We start from the raw sequence: 18,835 nt of genomic DNA on the forward strand, positions 1-18,835 counted from the left end.
AAAAATATGAGCCTTACCGATTTGTACAGCGATGCTGCACATGCTGACTTTTTTACTCGCGATCTTGCACAGAGCGATAGCGCTATTACTGCGGCAGTCGATGAAGAGTTCGATCGTCAAGATAACCAGATTGAATTGATTGCTTCTGAAAACATCGTATCTAAAGCGGTTATGCAGGCACAAGGTACCGTGCTGACTAACAAGTACGCTGAAGGTTACCCGGGTCGTCGTTATTACGGTGGTTGTGAGTTTGTTGATAAAGCAGAATCACTGGCAATTGATCGTGCAAAAAAACTATTTAACTGTGAGTACATCAATGTACAGCCTCATTCAGGTGCTCAGGCGAATGGTGCAGTCTTTATGGCGCTACTACAGCCAGGCGATACTATTTTAGGTATGTCTTTGGATGCTGGTGGACATTTAACACACGGTGCGCGTCCAGCTCAATCTGGTAAATGGTTTAATGCTGTTCAGTACGGTGTTGCTGAAAATACTCTGCGAATCGATTATGATGCGGTTGAAAAATTAGCTGTTGAGTGTCAGCCGAAACTTATCGTTGCTGGTGGCTCTGCTATTCCACGTGAAATCGACTTTGCACGTTTTCGTGAAATAGCCGATAAAGTCGGTGCATACCTGATGGTAGACATGGCTCACATTGCAGGCTTGGTAGCGAGTGGCGTTCATCCTAGCCCACTGCCACATGCGCATGTGGTAACAACGACTACGCATAAAACTTTGCGTGGGCCGCGTGGTGGTATGGTTTTATCGAACGACCTTGATTTAGGTAAGAAAATTAATTCAGCTGTTTTCCCTGGTTTACAGGGTGGGCCACTCATGCACGTAATTGCAGCAAAAGCGGTTGCTTTTGGTGAAGCGCTACAGCCTGAGTTTTCTGCTTATATTGATCGTGTGGTAGCTAACGCTAAAGTGTTGGCAGAAGTGATGATTGAACGCGGTTGCGCTGTAGTAACTGGCGGAACAGATACTCACTTGATGCTGGTTGACCTGCGCCCCAAAGGCTTGAAAGGTAATCAGGTTGAGGATGCACTAGAGCGTGCAGGTATTACCTGTAACAAAAATGGTATTCCTTTTGATTCTGAAAAGCCGATGGTAACGTCGGGTATTCGTCTGGGAACACCTGCAGGTACAACACGTGGCTTTGGTGTAGAAGAATTTCGTCTGATTGGTAATCTGATCAATGACGTGCTGGATGGTCTTGTTGCCAATCCAGAAGGTAATGCAGAAGTAGAAAAAGCGGTGTGTGCTCAGGTAACTGAGTTGTGCCAGCGTTTCCCGCTTTACCGTTAATAGCAACATCGCTAAGTAAGCATAAATTATTTAATAGGCAGATGGGCTGTATAGGCAGTTCATCTGATACTGATTATTAAGATAGGAAATATCATCATGAGTAGTGTTCCAGCAAACTTGAAATATACAGCTTCACACGAATGGGTTCTGGATAATGGTGACGGTACCGTTACTATTGGTATTACTGACCATGCTCAAGAATTATTAGGTGATGTAGTTTTTGTTGAAGTCCCAGAAGTAGGTCGCGCTGTTGAAAAAGGCGAAGAGTTCTCTTTGGTTGAGTCAGTAAAAGCGGCATCAGATATCTATTCTCCAGTTAGCGGTGAAGTTGTTGCTGTTAACGAACTGCTTGAAGATGCACCTGAAACAATTAATGAATCTGCATTTGAAGATGGCTGGATAGCTAAAGTTAAGCTTTCTGACACAGCAGAACTAGACGATATGCTAGATGCTGTAGCGTATGAAGCTAATGTAGGCGAAGAGGGGTAAGACGCACGTGGAAAAACGTACTCTGAGTGAACTCGAACAGAAAAATGATTTTACACGCCGTCATATTGGCCTTCAAGGTGAAGACCAGCAAGCGATGCTGGAAAGTCTTGGTGTCTCTTCTCTGGAAGAATTGATCACACAAACTGTGCCTGATTCAATTCGTCTAGATGATGCGCTAGATATGGCAGATTCTGAAACAGAAGTAGAAGCACTGGCTTACCTGAAGTCATTAGCGGTGCAGAATAAGGTTAATAAATCTTACATTGGTATGGGCTATCACAATACGCTAGTGCCAAATGTTATTCTGCGTAATGTGTTGGAAAATCCAGGTTGGTATACGGCTTATACGCCTTATCAGCCAGAGATCGCTCAGGGCCGTTTGGAGTCATTGCTTAACTTCCAGCAAGTGGTAATGGATTTGACGGGTATGGACTTGGCAAATGCCTCCATGCTTGACGAAGCTACGGCTGCGGCTGAAGCAATGGCGCTGTGCAAACGCTCTAACCGTAAGAAAACTAATACCTACTTTGTGGCTGACGATGTTCATCCGCAAACCATTGACGTTATCAAAACGCGTGCTGAATACTTTGGTTTTGATGTGGTGGTTGCGCCGCATTCTGAACTGTCAGAGCATGATGTATTTGGTGCTCAATTACAGTACCCAGGTACGTTTGGTGACATTACAGATATCCAGTCATTGATCGCAAAAGCAAAAGAGCAAAAAGCTATGGTGGCAGTTGCCGCTGACCCAATGGCTTTGATTCTGCTTAAATCACCTGGCGAGTTAGGTGCAGACGTTGTGTTGGGTTCTACTCAGCGCTTTGGTGTACCAATGGGCTTTGGTGGTCCGCATGCTGCATTCTTTGCATCTAGTGATAAGCTAAAGCGTTCTGTTCCTGGTCGTATTATTGGTGTATCCGTTGATTCACGCGGTAACCAAGCACTACGTATGGCGATGCAAACACGCGAGCAGCACATTCGTCGTGACAAAGCGACGTCAAACATCTGTACAGCACAAGCACTGCTAGCCAACATGGCAAGCTTCTACACGGTTTATCATGGCCCAGATGGCTTGAAAACTATTGCAGAACGTATCCATCGTTTGACGGCTATTTTAGCCACTGGCTTAAAAGGTAAAGGTGTTCAGGGTAACGACAGCTACTTTGATACATTAACGTTGAATGTTGCTGGTAAACAGGATGCTATTTATCAGTCAGCACTAGATAAAGGCTGCAACTTACGCCGTATCGGTACTGATAAGTTAGGCGTTAGCTTGGACGAAACAACGACGGCTGCGGATGTAGCTGAGTTGTTTGATATATTCCTAGGTGATGGCCACGGCCTAGACGTTGCTGCTATTGATGCAGGTGTTGCTTCTGGCGATACAGGTATTACTGATGCACAACGCCGTGAAGATGCTATTCTGACCCATCCGGTATTTAACAGCTATCACTCTGAAACAGATATGCTGCGTTACCTGAAAAAGCTAGAAAACAAAGACTACTCATTGGTTCACGGTATGATCCCACTGGGTTCTTGTACCATGAAACTAAACGCAACTGCTGAGATGTTACCGATTACATGGCCTGAATTTGCGAACATCCATCCGTTCGCACCTGATGATCAAGTACAGGGCTATCACGCAATGTTGCAGGAACTTGAAGAGCAGCTAGTAGAAATTACTGGCTACGATAAAGTTTCTTTACAGCCTAACTCCGGTGCATCCGGCGAATACGCTGGCTTGCTAGCTATTCGTAAGTATCAGGAATCTATTGGTGAAGGGCATCGTAATGTTTGCCTAATCCCATCATCAGCTCACGGTACTAACCCAGCATCTGCTGCCATGATGGATATGAAAATCGTTGTCACTAAGTGTGATGAAAAAGGTAACGTTGATGTTGCAGATCTAGCTGAAAAAGCTGAACTGCATGCAGAAAACCTATCTACCTTGATGATTACATATCCATCAACTCACGGTATCTATGAAGAAGATATCGTTGAGATCTGCTCACTCATCCATAAGTTTGGTGGTCAGGTATACATGGACGGTGCCAACATGAACGCGCAGGTAGGCATTTCTAAGCCTGGCGTTATCGGCTCTGATGTATCGCATCTTAACTTGCATAAAACCTTTGCTATCCCGCATGGCGGTGGTGGTCCTGGTATGGGTCCTATTGGTGTTAAAAGCCATTTGGCACCTTTCCTGCCAAACCATAAGGTAACAGCAGTACAGGGTTCTGAGTCTAACGTGGGTGCTGTTTCTGCAACCCCGTATGGTTCAGGTGCAATCCTGCCAATCAGCTATATGTACAACCGTTTGCTGGGTAAATCTGGTCTTAAAGCGTCCACGCAGAATGCAATTCTGGGTGCAAACTATATGACCGAGAAGTTGGCTGAGCATTATCCGATTCTTTTCCGTGGTCGTAACAATAAAGTTGCACACGAATGTATCGTTGATATTCGCCCAATCAAAGAAGCTTCAGGTATCACAGAAGAAGATATTGCTAAGCGTTTAATGGACTATGGTTTCCATGCGCCAACGATGTCTTTCCCTGTGGCAGGCACCTTGATGATTGAGCCAACTGAATCCGAATCAAAAGCTGAGCTAGATCGCTTCATTGAAGCAATGGTCATGATTCGTCAGGAAGTTGCAAAAGTACAAAGCGGTGAGTGGACGTTGGAAGATAATCCACTGCACAACGCACCACATACTATGGCTGATATTACAGCGGCTGAATGGGGGCGTGCATACTCTCGTGAAGAGGCTGTATTCCCAACCACGGCAACACGTCAGAACAAGTTCTGGCCTGCTGTAAACCGTGTAGATAATGTATACGGTGATCGTAACTTTATTTGCTCTTGTCCCGGTATTGAAACATACGAAGACTAGGCGCAAATCGATTACTTGTATCATTTCAAGTAATCATCGGTAGCGATGTAAAACACTTTTAAAGCAAAAGACCTTTCGCGGCTATCACCTTTGGTGATGGCCGTTTTTTTATATAAGAAGCAATTTTCTGTAGTGTTCTCTTTGAGATCTTATTTTTTATTGATAGGTGCTATTCAGTTCCGGAACGAACGGGCCCCGGGCCAACTCCCATAACGCGTTTAAAAGCCTTGGAAAAGGATGATTCACTTTCATAGCCACAGCGTAAGGCCGCATCCAAAGTAGTGATGCCTTCATCTGCTAACCAGCGATATGCCTGGGTCATGCGCCATTGTGTTAAGTAGTCCATCGGCGATTGCTCAACAACCTCTTTGAATAGGCTAGAAAAGGCTGAGCGAGACATAGATGCAGCACAGGAAAGCTCATCCAAACTTAAGCGTTGGCTGCAGTCCTGTTGGTGTATTAATTCCATAGCGGCATTTAGTTGTGGATGAGCAAAGGCTGCAAATACACCATTGGTCACATCAAGATGGCTTCTCACCAATAAATAAAATAGGCAGTCAGATAGACGGTTTAAGAGCACATTAGTATGCTGGTTTGATCCGCGTGACTCTTCTAAAATCAATTCAACAATACGCCCAATAGCATTCTTATCGTTATGCCGAACGACAATTAGCTTAGGCATTTGTTTAACTAATTTTTCAAATATAGGGTGTTGGTGTGCAAAGTTTCCGCAGACCAAGCCCGTAGACTCTTCCTCTACGGCTTGCGTCATGGGCAAGGCTTCGGTTGTATTTACTGAAAGGTTGCTGCTTAGTAGGTTGGTTACACAGTGCTGCGCATCAGAAGGCATAAATACGGCATCACCTTCGTTGAGCTCAATGGCTTCGCCATCAAACTTGAAAAAGCACTTTCCTCTAGAAACCACATGAAATGTCATTTTCTGAGATCCAGAGGTATCTACCGCCCAGTCGCCACAGTACTGGCCATTGTGATGCACATTGGCCTCAATTCTTAAGGTATCAAGTAGTTGGTTTATAGCATTCATAGACGATCGGACATAACTCTTGGTAAATCGAACCTATTGATTGATGTAGGATTCTTTAAAATTCATTTCATCAAGACTGTGTGCTTGTTTAGCAAAAACTAACTCTAACTCACAACGCAAAATAGGACTACAACAATGAAAATCTCATCTATCCTAGCGCCACTTAAGACTCTAGCATTGCTAGCGGCTTTCTCTATCAGCAGCATCAGTTTTGCAGGTGTTGAAGTGCAAACCGACGAAAACAACGTAACTCTAGCAGGGCACGATGCTGTTGCCTATTTTACTGAGAATGCTCCTGTCGAAGGTAACTCAAATATTAGCTCAATCCACAATGGCGCTATCTACCATTTCTCATCAGTAGCAAACCGCGATACGTTTAATGCTAACCCAGAGAAGTATGAGCCACAGTTTGGTGGATACTGCGCATATGGTACATCACTAGGTAAAAAGTTCGCGATTGATGGTAAAGCGTTTGAATTGATTGACGGTAAATTGTACGTACAGAAAAGCGAAGTTGTACAAGAAGTTTGGTCTGAAAACACCGTTGCTAACTTGGCAGCCGCTAACAAAAACTGGCCAAAAATCAAAAACGTAGCAGCTGACAAACTATAAGTTTACAACACCCTTATAGACCAGCTAGAACAGAAGCGGCATACGATATTAATCGTGTGCCGCTTTTTTAATAGGAGGAATTAGGTGTATTATCAGGGTCTATCTCGCCATACACCTCTTCAGGATCAACATCGTTGATCAGCAAAGTCTCTCTTACCTTTTCAATATGTTCCAGCACCGCTTCATAGCGATCACCGTATTCATATTTAGTCACTTCAATCGCTTTAGGCATATAGGTAAAAGCAATCTTAAGAGCGAGTAAAGCATCGTCATTTATTTTATCAGTCATGGTTGTCTCTGGATTGTTTGGCTGGTGTCCAAGTTTAATAAAAGTTAACACGTTAAGAAGATAATGACCGCTTTATTTTCTTGAGAAGACTCATGCGTATCATAGATAAATTTCAAAGCATTTCTATCAGCAATAACCCTCTGCCACGCTCTTGTACTTGTTGTGTGAGCTCGTTAACCACCGTTGCCGTTATGCTGATTTTAAGCGTTACGGATTCTGCATATTGGCTGTCGATTATTTGTGTGTCGAAGCTGTGCAGTATGGTATCTACCGTTGATGAGAGCGTATAGGGGTAGGTAAGCTCAACCGTTACTCTGGGATGTACTTCTTCAAATTTTGCCTGTGTTATAGCCTCTTTCACGCTGGTGGAGTAGGCGCGTACTAAGCCGCCGGTGCCTAGTTTTATACCACCAAAAAAGCGTGTGACGATTACACAGGCTTCGCCCACGTTATTGCCTTGTAGGACATTAAACATCGGCTTGCCTGCCGTGCCGGAAGGCTCGCCGTCATCACTGTAACCAAAGCCATCTTCTGCGTGAGGTGTGCTGGTGATAAATGCGCTGCAATGGTGGTTGGCAGATGGGGTTGTTGCTTTTGCCTGCTGAATACAAGCACGGGCTGCTACAACAGTGGATAGCGGTGTGATGGATACATAAAATCGGCTCTTTTTAATTTCATATAGCGATTCGGTGGTTGCTATGGGTTTTAGATAAAAAGAGTCAGACAATGCGGGATTCCATCTGGTTGAGAACTAAGGGAATAGAAGTAAGCGCTTAAATATAGTGGTTAATGATATCAGAGTCTTTCTTATTGCTTGGTATATGGCGCTCGTTTTTAAATGAATTTATGTGCCTTGCTACGGTCTAATTTTGCATCCTTGGTATTACACGATGTTTGAAAAACATTTGTAAAGGTTTTATGAAGAGCTGGATAAGGAGTGAAGCATGGATACGGTAAAGCACAATCTTACTAATCTGTTTCTTCAGCTGGGTTTGGCTGCAGAAGAAAATGATATTGAATTATTTATTAGTAGCCACTCTGTCGATGAAGGTATCTCCCTTGAAGAGGCTGTTTTCTGGACGAAAGGGCAGGCTCAGTTTATAAAAGAGAGTCGGGCTAATGATGCGGATTGGTCAGATATGGTTGATGAGCTTGATGCATTGTTGCGCGAAGACAGGTAGCAGGTTACAGTTTGCTTAGTTATGGATGATTGTTTGCAAGGTTGTTTTAAATACCGCTTGGAATACAGTGTTAAATATTAGGACAGTGAATGAAAAAGATATATATCGCTCTAGTGGCTATCGTTTTAACGGCTGCTGTGTCGGGTTGTAGCACGGTTGAAGGGATTGGTAAGGATCTCAAAAAAGGCGGAGCTGCAATCGAGAAAGCTTCTAAAAGCTAGCCAGTATTGTTAATAAAAAGGGTGCCTGTTGGCACCCTTTTTTTGTGGCAAATTCAAGGCTCGCAGTTAAGGTTAAAGCTTAGTCATTAATCAACAAGATAATAAGGTCTTTAGGTCCGTGTGCACCCATTTGTAGTGTTTGTTCAATATCGGCGCTACGTGAAGGGCCGGTAATCATATTAACGGTACGTGGCAGGTCACCTTTGGTTGTCTCACGCAGTTTTTGCCAGACATCTTCGTAGGGTCCAACAATGTCGGATCTCTTCAAGATCACAAAGTGGTTGTCAGGCAAAAAGTTGAGTGTAGTTGGGCTGGTTGCTCCCGAATGCAGCATAAGTGTGCCTGTTTCTGCAATGCCAGCAAAGCTTGTGGTTAAGCTGGCGGCATCGCCTATTTCAGCAACGCGTTGTACGCAAGCAAGGTCGGTAGCACTGCTCCAATCAAGTGAGGTGATCGCTTCATCACTGGCGGTTACTAGCGTGTCGATCTGATGGTCTTGTAACCAACTAGCGCAGGTTTTTGGAACGTCGTTAATGCTCTCTAGTTGGTATATCTGAGCGGCGGCCTCTGTCGCCATTTCAATAAAGAGCGCTACTTGTTGTTCGTGTGGTAGCTGCGCGCGTTGTGGCACTAAGTTACGCGCATGTTTGTTGATCCGGTTGGCCACGGCTTGCTTTTGATCTTGTGTGGCTTCCCCGCGTTTTAGGCCGCGGCGAATGTTGCCAAGAATTTCTGCTTTACTCATAACATATCCTCCGTTAGCTCTGTTTGCGTGATTTGTATTGAGACATAAAGGTTTTGCCTCTTGGTGCAGGCATATCTCGACCATCGGTCCAACCACCTGCCAGAGGGATCTTCTTGATATGTCCTTTTTTGCCAGCCATCACACGTAAAAACAGATTTGAGCTGATCGAAAGTAAGCGGTATAGCGTTGGGCGTTTAGCAAAGAAGGCCCAGCCACCAATTCCCCAGCGTACTGCTTTAGGGCTTAAGTGCTTAGAGAACTCATCTTCGCGCCAGTGGCGCATCAGCTTAGGTAAAGGGATGCGTACAGGGCAGACCGACTCGCATTTTCCGCAGAATGTAGAGGCGTTGGGTAGTAAGCCTGCCTCTTCAATTCCAATCATTTGTGGGGTTAGCACTGAGCCCATGGGGCCTGGGTAAACCCATCCGTAGCTGTGCCCACCAACGGCACCGTAAACAGGACAGTGGTTCATGCACGCTGAGCATCGAATGCAACGTAGCATCTCTTGAAATTCACTGCCTACCATTTCACTACGGCCGTTATCGACTAAGACCACGTGGAAGTTTTCGGGTCCATCCTGATCTCCTGCTCTACGTGGCCCTGTCGATAACGTGTTATACACGGTAAATTCTTGCCCGGTTGCTGAGCGAGCTAGCAAGCGCAGAAAGAGTGTCATGTCTTCGAGTGTCGGAACAACTTTTTCAATGGACGTTACAACAATGTGAGTTTTCGGTAATGTTTGTGTTAAATCGCCATTACCTTCATTGGTGACAATGATGCTGGATCCTGTTTCAGCAACTAAAAAATTTGCACCAGTAATGCCTACATCAGCACCGGCAAACTTCTCGCGAAGCATTTCGCGTGCTTCTTGCATCAGTACTTTTGGGTCGCTTGATTTAGGGCGTTTGTGCTTTTCATGAAAGATTTCAGAGACATCTTCCAAGTTGAGATGAATAGCTGGGGCGATAATGTGGCTAGGGTGGTCGCCACGTAGCTGTAAAATATATTCGCCTAAGTCTGTTTCAATCGGTTCTACACCGTTTTTTTCTAGGTAGTCGTTAAGATTGATCTCTTCAGAGACCATCGACTTACCTTTGGTGACTGTTTTTGCGTCTACTTCTTTACAGATATCTAGAATCTTTTTGCAGGCGTCTTCAGGTGTACGGCACCAGTGCACATGCCCACCATTTTTGATGACGTTCGCTTCAAACTGCTCTAAGTAGATATCTAGGTTTTCAAGTATATGGTTTTTAAGAGCCGTACCTTCATCTCGAAGCTGTTCAAATTCAGGCATTCGGGCAACGGCAGTAGAGCGTTTTACAGGGAAACCTTCTTTAAGGTTACCTAGTGCTTTTTGTAAGCCGGCATCGTGTAAGGCGATGCGTGCGTTTTCTTTAAATGCGGGGCTAGTGATTTGCATGACAGTATCTCCTATGCCGGTTGGCCAAGTTCGTAATCGGCATCGCCAATAGCGGGCTCATCAGTCATGCCTGCAAGTACTTCTACGATGTGACGTGTTTCAATTTTGTGGCCTTGGCGTTTGAGCTTACCCGCCATGTTGAGCAAACAGCCTAAGTCACCACCTAATAAGGTGGTAGCGCCAGAATCAACAATGTTCGATGTTTTGTTTTCTACCATGCGGTTAGAGATATCTGGGTATTTGACGCAAAAAGTACCACCAAAACCGCAGCAGGTTTCTGACTCTTCCATTTCGCTAAGGGTTAAGTTAGCAACCTTGGCGAGTAGTTTACGCGGTTGCTGTTTAACACCAAGCTCACGTAAACCTGCACAAGAGTCGTGATAGGTGGCTTTGGCATCGTATTTACTAAGGATTGTGTTGAAGTCCAGCACATCCGTAAGAAATGAGGTGATCTCAAATGCGCGGCTTTTTAGATCTTCGGCGCGCGCTTTCCAAGGGTCGTTTTCATCAAAGAGTTCAGTGTAATGATGTAACATACCAATGCACGATCCTGATGGGCCTACGACGTATTCGTAGCCATCAAAGGCCTGAATCGTCTGGCGGGCAATGTCTTGCGTTGATTTCTTATCGCCCGAATTAAACGCGGGTTGCCCGCAGCAGGTTTGTGCTTCTGGAACAGAGACTTTGCAGCCGGCGTTCTCGAGAAGTTTAATAGTTGCAAAACCGATGCTAGGGCGAAACATGTCGACCAGACAAGTGACAAACAGGCCAACTTTAATTGGCTTTTCGGATGCGTGCATGGTGTGTACCTGAGGTTCTTGTTCGTTAATTTTTATATTTAATACGGTGCTTGTATGCCTACAAAGATAGGCAAAGTGCTGTACAAAATATATGCTACGTTAGGAACTGGTCTGACCAAGAGTATGGTTGGTGTATAAAGAGGTAAGGATGGGTGAAGAACAAGTTAGCAAGAAGCAGATGTTAACAGTGCTTACTAAAAAGCAGCAGCTCGATCGGTTTCTGCGACAAGAAATTATTTCGGGCAGCATCATCCCCGGTCAAGCGCTGCCATCTCAGCGCCAGTTAGTCGATGAATTTTCCTTGGCGCGCTCAAGTGTTAGGGAGGTCGTTCAGCAGTTGGAGTTAGAGGGCTTAATTTCAACAGCGCACGGCGGTAGAAGCATTTGTCAAAATGTGATGGCGCAATATATTGATATGCCAGTAGAAGGGGTCGGTGATAACCTCGCTTTTCAGCTTCAGGTAATGGAAGCACGCGCTTTTCTAGAAGGAGAGGCGGCATACTTTGCAGCACTGCGTGCCACTGATCAGCAGCTGGAGGATATTGCGCGAGAATTTGAGCGAATGCAGGTGCGCAGTAAAGGGCTGACTACCTTGGATAAGGCAAAGGCTGACTTGCGTTTTCATACCATGATCGCTGAGTCTAGTCACCACGTGTTAATCACATCATTTAGTCAGATATTCTATAATCGCTATTTTAACGCCATTTATGGTGTGCTTAATCGGACGTTGATTAAATTTGGTCGATACCCTGACGGGATTCGTTTACAACATGAACTAATCTATCAAGCGCTTCATAAAAGAGATGCAGAGCAGGCAAGAAAAATGGCCTCAGAACATATTCTTTACACCCGAAATTTACTCGAGAGTACTGATTAGTGGTGTTTTTAGGTTTTTGTGCATAGCAATATTATTGGGGTTTGATAAAATGCGCGTCCAGCGTTACGTACCTAGTGTGTACGATGCGTTTAACATATTGATATAGAAGTGACCTGTCGTAGGGGTCACCACTGATAAGCAAGGAATAAAGATGCCTGTTATTACTCTTCCCGATGGAAGCAAGCGCGAGTTTGCTAATCCTGTTTCTGTATTTGATGTTGCCGCTGATATTGGTGCAGGGCTAGCGAAAGCGGCTTTGGCTGGTAAAGTAAACGGTCAGCCGGTTGATAGCTCATTTGTTATAAATGAGGATTCAGATTTAGCAATTATTACGGCACGTGATGAAGAAGGCGTAGAAGTAATCCGCCATTCTTGCGCGCATTTAATGGCGATGGCTGTGCAAGCTTTGTTTCCTGGTGCTCAGGTAACGATTGGACCAGTTATTGAAAACGGCTTTTATTATGACTTTGCTTATGAGCGCCCATTTACCTCTGAAGATCTAGAAAAGATCGAAAAGAAAATGAGTGAATTAGCGAAGCAAAACTTGCCCGTTAGTCGTTCAGTTATGAATCGCGACGAAAGTATCGCCATGTTTGAGAAAATGGGAGAGGCTTATAAGGTCGAGTTGTTGAGTGCTATACCCGCTGACCAAGATCTTTCTTTCTATTCGCAAGGCGACTTTATCGATTTATGTCGTGGTCCTCATGTGCCTTCTACAGGTCACATCAAAGCCTTTAAGTTGATGAAGGTGGCGGGTGCTTACTGGCGGGGCGATTCTAACAACGCCATGTTACAGCGTATTTATGGTACGGCGTGGGGTGATAAAAAAGAACTCAAAGCTTATTTGCACCGTTTAGAAGAAGCAGAGAAGCGTGATCACCGTAAACTAGGTAAACAGCTTAACTTGTTCCATTTGCAGGAAGAGGCACCGGGCATGGTGTTCTGGCATCCACACGGTTGGACGCTATATCAGCAGATCGAGCAGTACATGCGTAACAAACAAATTAAGCATGGCTACCAAGAAATTAAAACACCGCAAGTCGTTGAACGTAGCTTATGGGAAAAGTCAGGACATTGGGATAAGTTTTCAGATCAGATGTTTACGACACACTCTGAAAGCAAAGATTTTGCTATTAAGCCAATGAACTGCCCATGTCATATTCAGGTATTTAATCAAGGCTTACGTTCTTATCGTGATCTTCCGTTACGTTTGGCTGAGTTTGGCTCCTGTCACCGAAACGAGCCCTCAGGTGCTTTACATGGCATTATGCGTGTGCGTGGGTTTGTCCAAGATGACGCACATATATTCTGTGCTGAAAATGCAATTCAGTCTGAAGTAGCTAGCTTTATCGAGTTTTTGCATGAAGTTTATGCTGATTTTGGTTTCACTGAGATCATCTATAAGCTGTCTACCCGCCCTGAACAGCGCGTAGGTTCTGATGAAGTGTGGGATAAAGCAGAGAAAGCATTAGCTGATGCTCTTGATGCTGCCGAGCTTGAATGGCAGGAATTACCGGGTGAAGGTGCTTTCTATGGTCCTAAAATTGAGTTTTCTTTGAAAGATTGCCTCGGACGTGTCTGGCAGTGTGGTACAATTCAAGTCGATTTCTCAATGCCGGGTCGTTTGGAAGCTCAATTTGTTAATGAAGCTAACGAACGCGAAACACCGGTAATGTTACACCGGGCAATTCTTGGATCTTTTGAGCGTTTTATTGGTATTCTGATTGAAAATTATGCGGGCGCATTGCCTGCTTGGCTTTCTCCAGTACAGGCTGTTGTGATGAATATCACGGACAAACAGGCTGAATATTGCCAAGATGTGGTAAAAACACTAGAAAATAATGGATTTAGGGCTGTTTCGGACTTGAGAAACGAGAAGATCGGCTTTAAAATCCGTGAGCGAACTCTTCAGAAGGTTCCTTTCCTTTTGGTAGTTGGTGACAAAGAAGTTGAGACTGGCTGTGTAGCAGTACGAACACGCACCGGTGAAGATCTTGGCTCAATGAGTATTGAAGCATTCACCAACTTTCTGACAAAAGATGTGGATCAGAAGGGTTACGAATAATTATTAGGAGATATAACAATTAAGCGCGATAATAAAAGAGGTGCGCGTCGTGATAATCGCACACCCATTAACGAACATATTAAAGCTCATGAACTACGCCTAATCGGTGCTGATGGTGAGCAAGTAGGTGTCGTATCAATTAATCAGGCTCTTGACATGGCGCAAGAGGCTGAACTTGACCTGGTACAGATTTCTGACTCGGATCCAATTGTTTGTAAATTGATGGATTTTGGTAAACACCAATACGAAGTTAAGAAACAGCAGGCTGAAGCTAAAAAGAAACAGCATCAGACTCAGGTCAAGGAAATGAAATTCCGTCCTGCGACGGAAGATGGAGATTATCAGGTAAAACTACGCAACCTGGTACGTTTCCTAGAAGCAGGGGATAAGGCTAAGGTTACTTTACGTTTCCGCGGTCGTGAGATGGCTCATCAGGAACTGGGCATGAACTTGCTATTACGGATCGAAAAAGATCTGGAAGAGCAAGGGGTTGTTGAACAGCGTCCTAAGATGGAAGGCCGTCAGATGATCATGGTGATCGCCCCGAAGAAAAAGAAGTAATTTGTAAAGCAGCTTAACCCGTATCTGCCTCTTAGGTAGGAGCGGGTTTTGTCGTTTCTCGAATGAAAAAAACTAACGAATGCGTGGAGATTTGTAATGCCTAAGATTAAATCTTGCCGCGGTGCGGCAAAGCGTTTCAAAAAGACTGCAAATGGCTTCAAGCACAAGCAGGCCTTCAAAAGTCACATTCTGACCAAGAAAAGCACTAAGCGTAAGCGTCAGCTTCGCCCGATGCTACAGGTTCATGCTGCAGACCGCGCTTTGGTCCGTCGTATGTTGCCGTACATCTAAGTCGTTTTTTCACTAACAGAATTGAATATAGGAAGGTAAAGAATGGCTCGTGTAAAACGTGGTGTTCAGGCTCGTCGCCGTCACAAGAAAATACTAAAGCAGGCTAAAGGTTATTACGGAGCACGTAGCCGTGTATTCCGCGTAGCTAAACAGGCTGTTATTAAAGCTGGTCAATATGCATATCGTGACCGTCGTCAAAGAAAACGTCAGTTCCGCGCTCTGTGGATTGCACGTATCAATGCTGCGGCACGCTTGAATGGTTTGTCTTACAGCCGTTTGATCGCTGGTATGAAAAAAGCTAGCGTTGAGATCGACCGTAAAGTACTTGCTGATCTTGCTGTTCACGAACAGGCTGCATTTACTGCTGTTGTTGAGCAAGCGAAAGCTGCTCTGGCATAAGGCACCCGCCTCTTTCGAGAGGTAGCTATTTATTTAAATAGCAGCAATATTTTAAATAGGGGACGGGTGCAAACTCTTCCCCTATTTTTTCGGTTATTGTGCTGAGTTTTTGTTGCTGAACTGCTTCATGATAATTCAGCAGAATAACTGTATTTTCGAGTATTACACTCTCATATTCCTCCCAATCAATTGGAGCCGGAAATGGAAAACATGACAAGCCTTCTGGAACAAGCGGGTACTGCCGTAGCCGCAGCAAATAGTGTTCAGGAGCTGGATCAGGTACGTGTTGACTACCTAGGAAAAAAAGGTCCGTTAACTGCACTACGTAAAGGTTTAGGTAAGCTCAGCGCTGAAGAGCGCCCTGTAGCGGGAGCAAAGATTAACGAATTGGTACAGCAGGTCGCCGAGCAAATAAATGCGCGTAAAGAGCTTCTTGAAAGCGCTGCATTAGAGTTGAAGCTGGCATCTGAAACTATCGATGTATCTATGCCTGGTCGCGGCCAGAGTTTAGGTGGGTTGCATCCTGTTACTAAAACGCTTGAGCGTATTGAGTCTTTCTTTGCTGGTATTGGTTACAGCGTAGCTGAAGGCCCAGAAATTGAAGATGATTATCATAACTTCGAAGCCTTGAATATTCCTTCGCACCATCCTGCGCGTGCGATGCATGATACTTTCTATTTCAATGCCAACACCCTTTTACGTACACACACTTCTGGTGTGCAGGTGCGTACCATGGAAACGCAGCAACCGCCTATCCGTATTGTGTGCCCTGGGCGTGTTTACCGTTGTGACTATGATCAAACGCATTCACCTATGTTCCATCAAGTTGAAGGCTTGTTGATTGATAAAAATATTAGCTTTGCAGACCTTAAAGGAACATTAGAGCAGTTTTTGCGTGAGTTCTTTGAGGAAGATGTGAAAGTTCGCTTCCGCCCTTCTTATTTCCCGTTTACAGAGCCTTCAATTGAAGTGGATATTGATCGCGGTGATGGTAAGTGGCTTGAAGTACTCGGGTGTGGCATGGTGCACCCTAAAGTATTTGAAATGTCTGGTATCGATCCTGAAGTATACACCGGATTTGCGTTCGGTATGGGTGTGGAGCGATTGGCAATGCTGCGATATGGCGTGAACGACTTGCGTCTTTTCTTTGAGAATGATCTGCGTTTCTTGAATCAGTTTAACTAATTCAAGCCGGTTGATTTCATTATTGAGCAGTAAACTAAAGACTTTCGGGATAGTAGCATGAAATTCAGTGAAAAATGGTTACGTGAGCTGGTAAACCCAGCTATTCAAACGCAAGCGCTGGTAGATCAAATCACGATGGCAGGGCTTGAAGTCGATGAAGTAGAGTCAGTTGCTCTTGATTTTTCTAATGTCATTGTGGCTGAAATATTGACTGCCGAGCCGCATCCTAATGCCGATAAGCTTCAGGTCTGTACGGTAAGTGATGGAACGGATACTCATCAGGTTGTATGTGGTGCACCTAATGCGCGAGCAGGTTTAAGAACCGCGTATGCAAAAGTTGGAGCGCTATTACCTACTCCTGAAGGCGGTGAGTTTAAGATCAAGAAGGCTAAGCTTCGCCAAGTTGAGTCTTTTGGGATGCTATGTGCTGAAGATGAGCTTGGCGTGTCTGAAGATCATGCCGGCATCATGGAGTTGGCTGCTGATGCTCCTACCGGTGTTTGTCTACGTGAGTATTTGAACCTAGACGACAAGATTATTGATGTTGATTTAACACCTAACCGTGGTGATTGCCTGAGCATTAAAGGGCTAGCACGTGAAGTAGGGGTTCTCAATAAGGCGCCGGTTACCTTTGTTGATGTACAGCCTGTAGCGCCAACTATCGATGATACCTTTTCAGTAACTTTAGAAGCGCCTGCTGCTTGCCCTCGTTATCTTGGGCGTGTGATTCGTAATGTGAACATGACAGCAGCTTCACCGTTATGGATGGTTGAAAAACTACGCCGTTCGGGTATTCGTTCTATCGACCCTGTGGTTGATGTTACTAACTATGTTTTGCTTGAGCTAGGCCAGCCGCTACATGCGTTTGACCTTAATAAGCTACAGGGCAGCATTCAGGTGCGAATGCCTCAAGCGGGTGAGAAGCTCACATTGCTTGATGGCAACGAAGTTGAGTTAAACGCAGATACGCTAATTATTGCTGATAACAATGGTCCTGTTGCTATGGCTGGCATCTTTGGTGGTGAAAGTACGGGCGTTACATCCGAATCAAAGGATATTTTCCTAGAATGTGCTTTCTTTGATCAAATCGCTATTGCCGGTAAAGCGCGTGCTTATGGTTTGCATACTGATGCATCGCACCGCTATGAGCGTGGCGTTGATTGGCAGCTGCAGCATGATGCGATTGAGCGTACTACGCAGCTGTTGCTTGATATTGTAGGGGGCGATGTTGGTCCTATTTCTGAAGCGATTAGCGAAGAGCATTTGCCTAAAGCACGTTCAGTTAAATTACGCCATAGTAAAGTAAATGCTATGCTGGCTTTCGAAATGCCAGCAGCTGAAATTGAAGAGATTCTTACGCGATTAGGTATGCAAATTGAAGCTACTGCAGATGCTAGTTGGCAAGTTGCTATCCCGTCTTATCGTTTTGATATTAGTATCGAAGTTGATTTGATCGAAGAGCTAGCCAGAGTTTATGGATATAATAATTTACCCGTAAAATTGCCAACGGCAGCACTGCCATTTACGTCCAATGATGAATCAAAAGTAGCCATTCATGACGTACGTCGCACCTTGATTTCGTTTGGTTATCAGGAAGCAATCACTTATAGCTTCATTGAGACGGGTCTTCAAAAGCTCTTTGATAATCAATATGAAGCATTAGCTTTGGCGAATCCTATTTCTGCTGAAATGGCCGTAATGAGAACGACGATCTGGCCTGGTTTGGTTAAAGCTTTGCAATATAACCAGAATCGTCAGCAGTCTCGTGTGCGCTTGTTCGAAACAGGTCAAAGATTTTTGCCAATCAATGATGAGCTTGTGCAAGAAAATGTACTGGCGGGTTTGTTGTCAGGTACACGTGATCCTGAATCATGGACAGGTAAATCACAGTCTGTAGATTTCTACGATATCAAACGCGATATCGAAGCAGTCCTTAATCTTGGCGGTGCAGGTGACCACTTTACTTTCGTTGCGGATAAGCATGTTGCACTGCACCCAGGTCAAACTGCTCGTATTGAACGTGGTGGTGAGGTTGTTGGTATGGTTGGGGCGCTACACCCGTCATTGGCTAAGAAATTAGATGTAAGTGGACCGGTTTACCTATTTGAGATTAGCTTGGAAAGCCTGCTGCAGGGGCGTATTGCACGTTTCTCTGAATTGTCTAAATTTCCTGAGTCGAGACGCGATTTAGCGCTGATTGTTGATGAAGCTGTCGCGTATGAAAGTCTACGTGAAATAGCGGAAGAAAATGCTGGTAAGTACCTAAAACAGATCACCTTGTTTGACGTATACCAGGGCCAAGGTATTGAAGCAGGACGAAAAAGTATTGCTTTGGGCTTGACCTGGCAGCATCCATCGCGCACTCTTAATGAAGAAGAAATTAGTACAGCTGTACAATCTGTGCTTGCAGCACTGGATAGCGGTGCCGGAGCGACACTAAGAGATTAAATAGCAAAG

General features: G+C 44.7%; 19 protein-coding genes. 13 read left to right on the forward strand and 6 right to left on the reverse strand.

Annotated elements, in window-relative coordinates:
* Positions 1-6 precede the first annotated feature (6 nt).
* From QZZ55_RS03495 to gcvP, 3 genes are all read left to right on the forward strand, one after another.
* Positions 7-1,308: a serine hydroxymethyltransferase gene (locus tag QZZ55_RS03495; RefSeq protein ID WP_293265356.1), complete on the forward strand. Its 1,302-nt coding sequence runs from the start codon at positions 7-9 to the stop codon at positions 1,306-1,308.
* 96 nt (positions 1,309-1,404) lie between these two features.
* On the forward strand, positions 1,405-1,797 hold the full coding sequence (gene gcvH, locus QZZ55_RS03500) for a glycine cleavage system protein GcvH (protein WP_293265358.1): 393 nt from the start codon (positions 1,405-1,407) through the stop codon (positions 1,795-1,797).
* Between the two features lie 7 nt (positions 1,798-1,804).
* Complete coding sequence (gene gcvP, locus QZZ55_RS03505) at positions 1,805-4,687, forward strand: aminomethyl-transferring glycine dehydrogenase (protein WP_293265360.1); 2,883 nt, start codon at positions 1,805-1,807, stop codon at positions 4,685-4,687.
* A gap of 169 nt (positions 4,688-4,856) precedes the next feature.
* On the opposite strand, the gene QZZ55_RS03510 is transcribed toward gcvP, so the two are convergent.
* Positions 4,857-5,732 carry an AraC family transcriptional regulator gene (locus QZZ55_RS03510; RefSeq protein WP_293265362.1) on the reverse strand — a complete coding sequence of 292 codons (876 nt, stop codon included), beginning with the start codon at positions 5,730-5,732 and terminating at the stop codon, positions 4,857-4,859.
* Positions 5,733-5,867: 135 nt separating this feature from the next.
* Between QZZ55_RS03510 and QZZ55_RS03515 the strand changes: the two genes are divergently transcribed.
* Positions 5,868-6,344 (forward strand): YHS domain-containing (seleno)protein, encoded by a 477-nt coding sequence (locus tag QZZ55_RS03515; RefSeq protein WP_293265364.1) that lies wholly within the window; start codon positions 5,868-5,870, stop codon positions 6,342-6,344.
* Positions 6,345-6,411: 67 nt separating this feature from the next.
* Here QZZ55_RS03515 and QZZ55_RS03520 read toward each other — a convergent pair whose 3' ends face one another.
* Both QZZ55_RS03520 and QZZ55_RS03525 read right to left on the reverse strand, forming a co-directional pair.
* Positions 6,412-6,633 carry a hypothetical protein gene (locus tag QZZ55_RS03520; protein ID WP_293265366.1) on the reverse strand — a complete coding sequence of 74 codons (222 nt, stop codon included), beginning with the start codon at positions 6,631-6,633 and terminating at the stop codon, positions 6,412-6,414.
* Between the two features lie 112 nt (positions 6,634-6,745).
* The gene (locus QZZ55_RS03525; protein ID WP_293265368.1) at positions 6,746-7,360 is read right to left on the reverse strand and encodes a YigZ family protein; all 615 of its coding nucleotides are present in this window, start codon (positions 7,358-7,360) and stop codon (positions 6,746-6,748) included.
* A 217-nt stretch (positions 7,361-7,577) separates the two neighbouring features.
* Between QZZ55_RS03525 and QZZ55_RS03530 the strand changes: the two genes are divergently transcribed.
* Both QZZ55_RS03530 and QZZ55_RS03535 read left to right on the forward strand, forming a co-directional pair.
* Entirely contained in the window at positions 7,578-7,814 is a 237-nt protein-coding gene (locus QZZ55_RS03530; protein ID WP_293265370.1) for a DUF2789 family protein, read from the forward strand.
* A gap of 89 nt (positions 7,815-7,903) precedes the next feature.
* Positions 7,904-8,035, forward strand: coding sequence for an entericidin A/B family lipoprotein (locus QZZ55_RS03535; RefSeq protein ID WP_201347763.1), 132 nt, complete (start codon positions 7,904-7,906; stop codon positions 8,033-8,035).
* 79 nt (positions 8,036-8,114) lie between these two features.
* On the opposite strand, the gene QZZ55_RS03540 is transcribed toward QZZ55_RS03535, so the two are convergent.
* Genes QZZ55_RS03540 through QZZ55_RS03550 form a run of 3 tightly spaced genes read right to left on the reverse strand, consistent with a single transcriptional unit; the run spans position 8,115 to position 11,000 of the window.
* Entirely contained in the window at positions 8,115-8,780 is a 666-nt protein-coding gene (locus tag QZZ55_RS03540; RefSeq protein WP_293265376.1) for a lactate utilization protein, read from the reverse strand.
* A gap of 13 nt (positions 8,781-8,793) precedes the next feature.
* Positions 8,794-10,200, reverse strand: a complete 1,407-nt coding sequence (locus tag QZZ55_RS03545) for a LutB/LldF family L-lactate oxidation iron-sulfur protein (protein ID WP_293265378.1) — start codon at positions 10,198-10,200, stop codon at positions 8,794-8,796.
* Between the two features lie 11 nt (positions 10,201-10,211).
* Complete coding sequence (locus tag QZZ55_RS03550) at positions 10,212-11,000, reverse strand: (Fe-S)-binding protein (protein ID WP_293265380.1); 789 nt, start codon at positions 10,998-11,000, stop codon at positions 10,212-10,214.
* Positions 11,001-11,148: 148 nt separating this feature from the next.
* Here QZZ55_RS03550 and QZZ55_RS03555 point away from each other — a divergent pair, with 148 nt between their 5' ends.
* From QZZ55_RS03555 to pheT, 7 genes are all read left to right on the forward strand, one after another.
* The gene (locus tag QZZ55_RS03555; RefSeq protein WP_293265382.1) at positions 11,149-11,877 is read left to right on the forward strand and encodes an FCD domain-containing protein; all 729 of its coding nucleotides are present in this window, start codon (positions 11,149-11,151) and stop codon (positions 11,875-11,877) included.
* 151 nt (positions 11,878-12,028) lie between these two features.
* A complete protein-coding gene (gene thrS, locus QZZ55_RS03560; RefSeq protein ID WP_293265384.1) occupies positions 12,029-13,942 on the forward strand; it encodes a threonine--tRNA ligase in 1,914 nt (637 codons plus the stop codon).
* Positions 13,943-13,960: 18 nt separating this feature from the next.
* Positions 13,961-14,503 carry a translation initiation factor IF-3 gene (infC, locus tag QZZ55_RS03565; RefSeq protein WP_236591145.1) on the forward strand — a complete coding sequence of 181 codons (543 nt, stop codon included), beginning with the start codon at positions 13,961-13,963 and terminating at the stop codon, positions 14,501-14,503.
* Positions 14,504-14,599: 96 nt separating this feature from the next.
* The gene (rpmI, locus tag QZZ55_RS03570; RefSeq protein WP_028471401.1) at positions 14,600-14,794 is read left to right on the forward strand and encodes a 50S ribosomal protein L35; all 195 of its coding nucleotides are present in this window, start codon (positions 14,600-14,602) and stop codon (positions 14,792-14,794) included.
* A 42-nt stretch (positions 14,795-14,836) separates the two neighbouring features.
* Entirely contained in the window at positions 14,837-15,193 is a 357-nt protein-coding gene (gene rplT, locus QZZ55_RS03575; protein ID WP_028471400.1) for a 50S ribosomal protein L20, read from the forward strand.
* Between the two features lie 201 nt (positions 15,194-15,394).
* Positions 15,395-16,378, forward strand: coding sequence for a phenylalanine--tRNA ligase subunit alpha (gene pheS / locus QZZ55_RS03580; RefSeq protein WP_293265389.1), 984 nt, complete (start codon positions 15,395-15,397; stop codon positions 16,376-16,378).
* 57 nt (positions 16,379-16,435) lie between these two features.
* On the forward strand, positions 16,436-18,826 hold the full coding sequence (pheT, locus tag QZZ55_RS03585; RefSeq protein ID WP_293265391.1) for a phenylalanine--tRNA ligase subunit beta: 2,391 nt from the start codon (positions 16,436-16,438) through the stop codon (positions 18,824-18,826).
* Positions 18,827-18,835: the final 9 nt, after the last annotated feature.

This window comes from Neptunomonas sp., assembly GCF_016744175.1.
In the GTDB taxonomy this organism is placed as follows: domain Bacteria; phylum Pseudomonadota; class Gammaproteobacteria; order Pseudomonadales; family Balneatricaceae; genus Neptunomonas.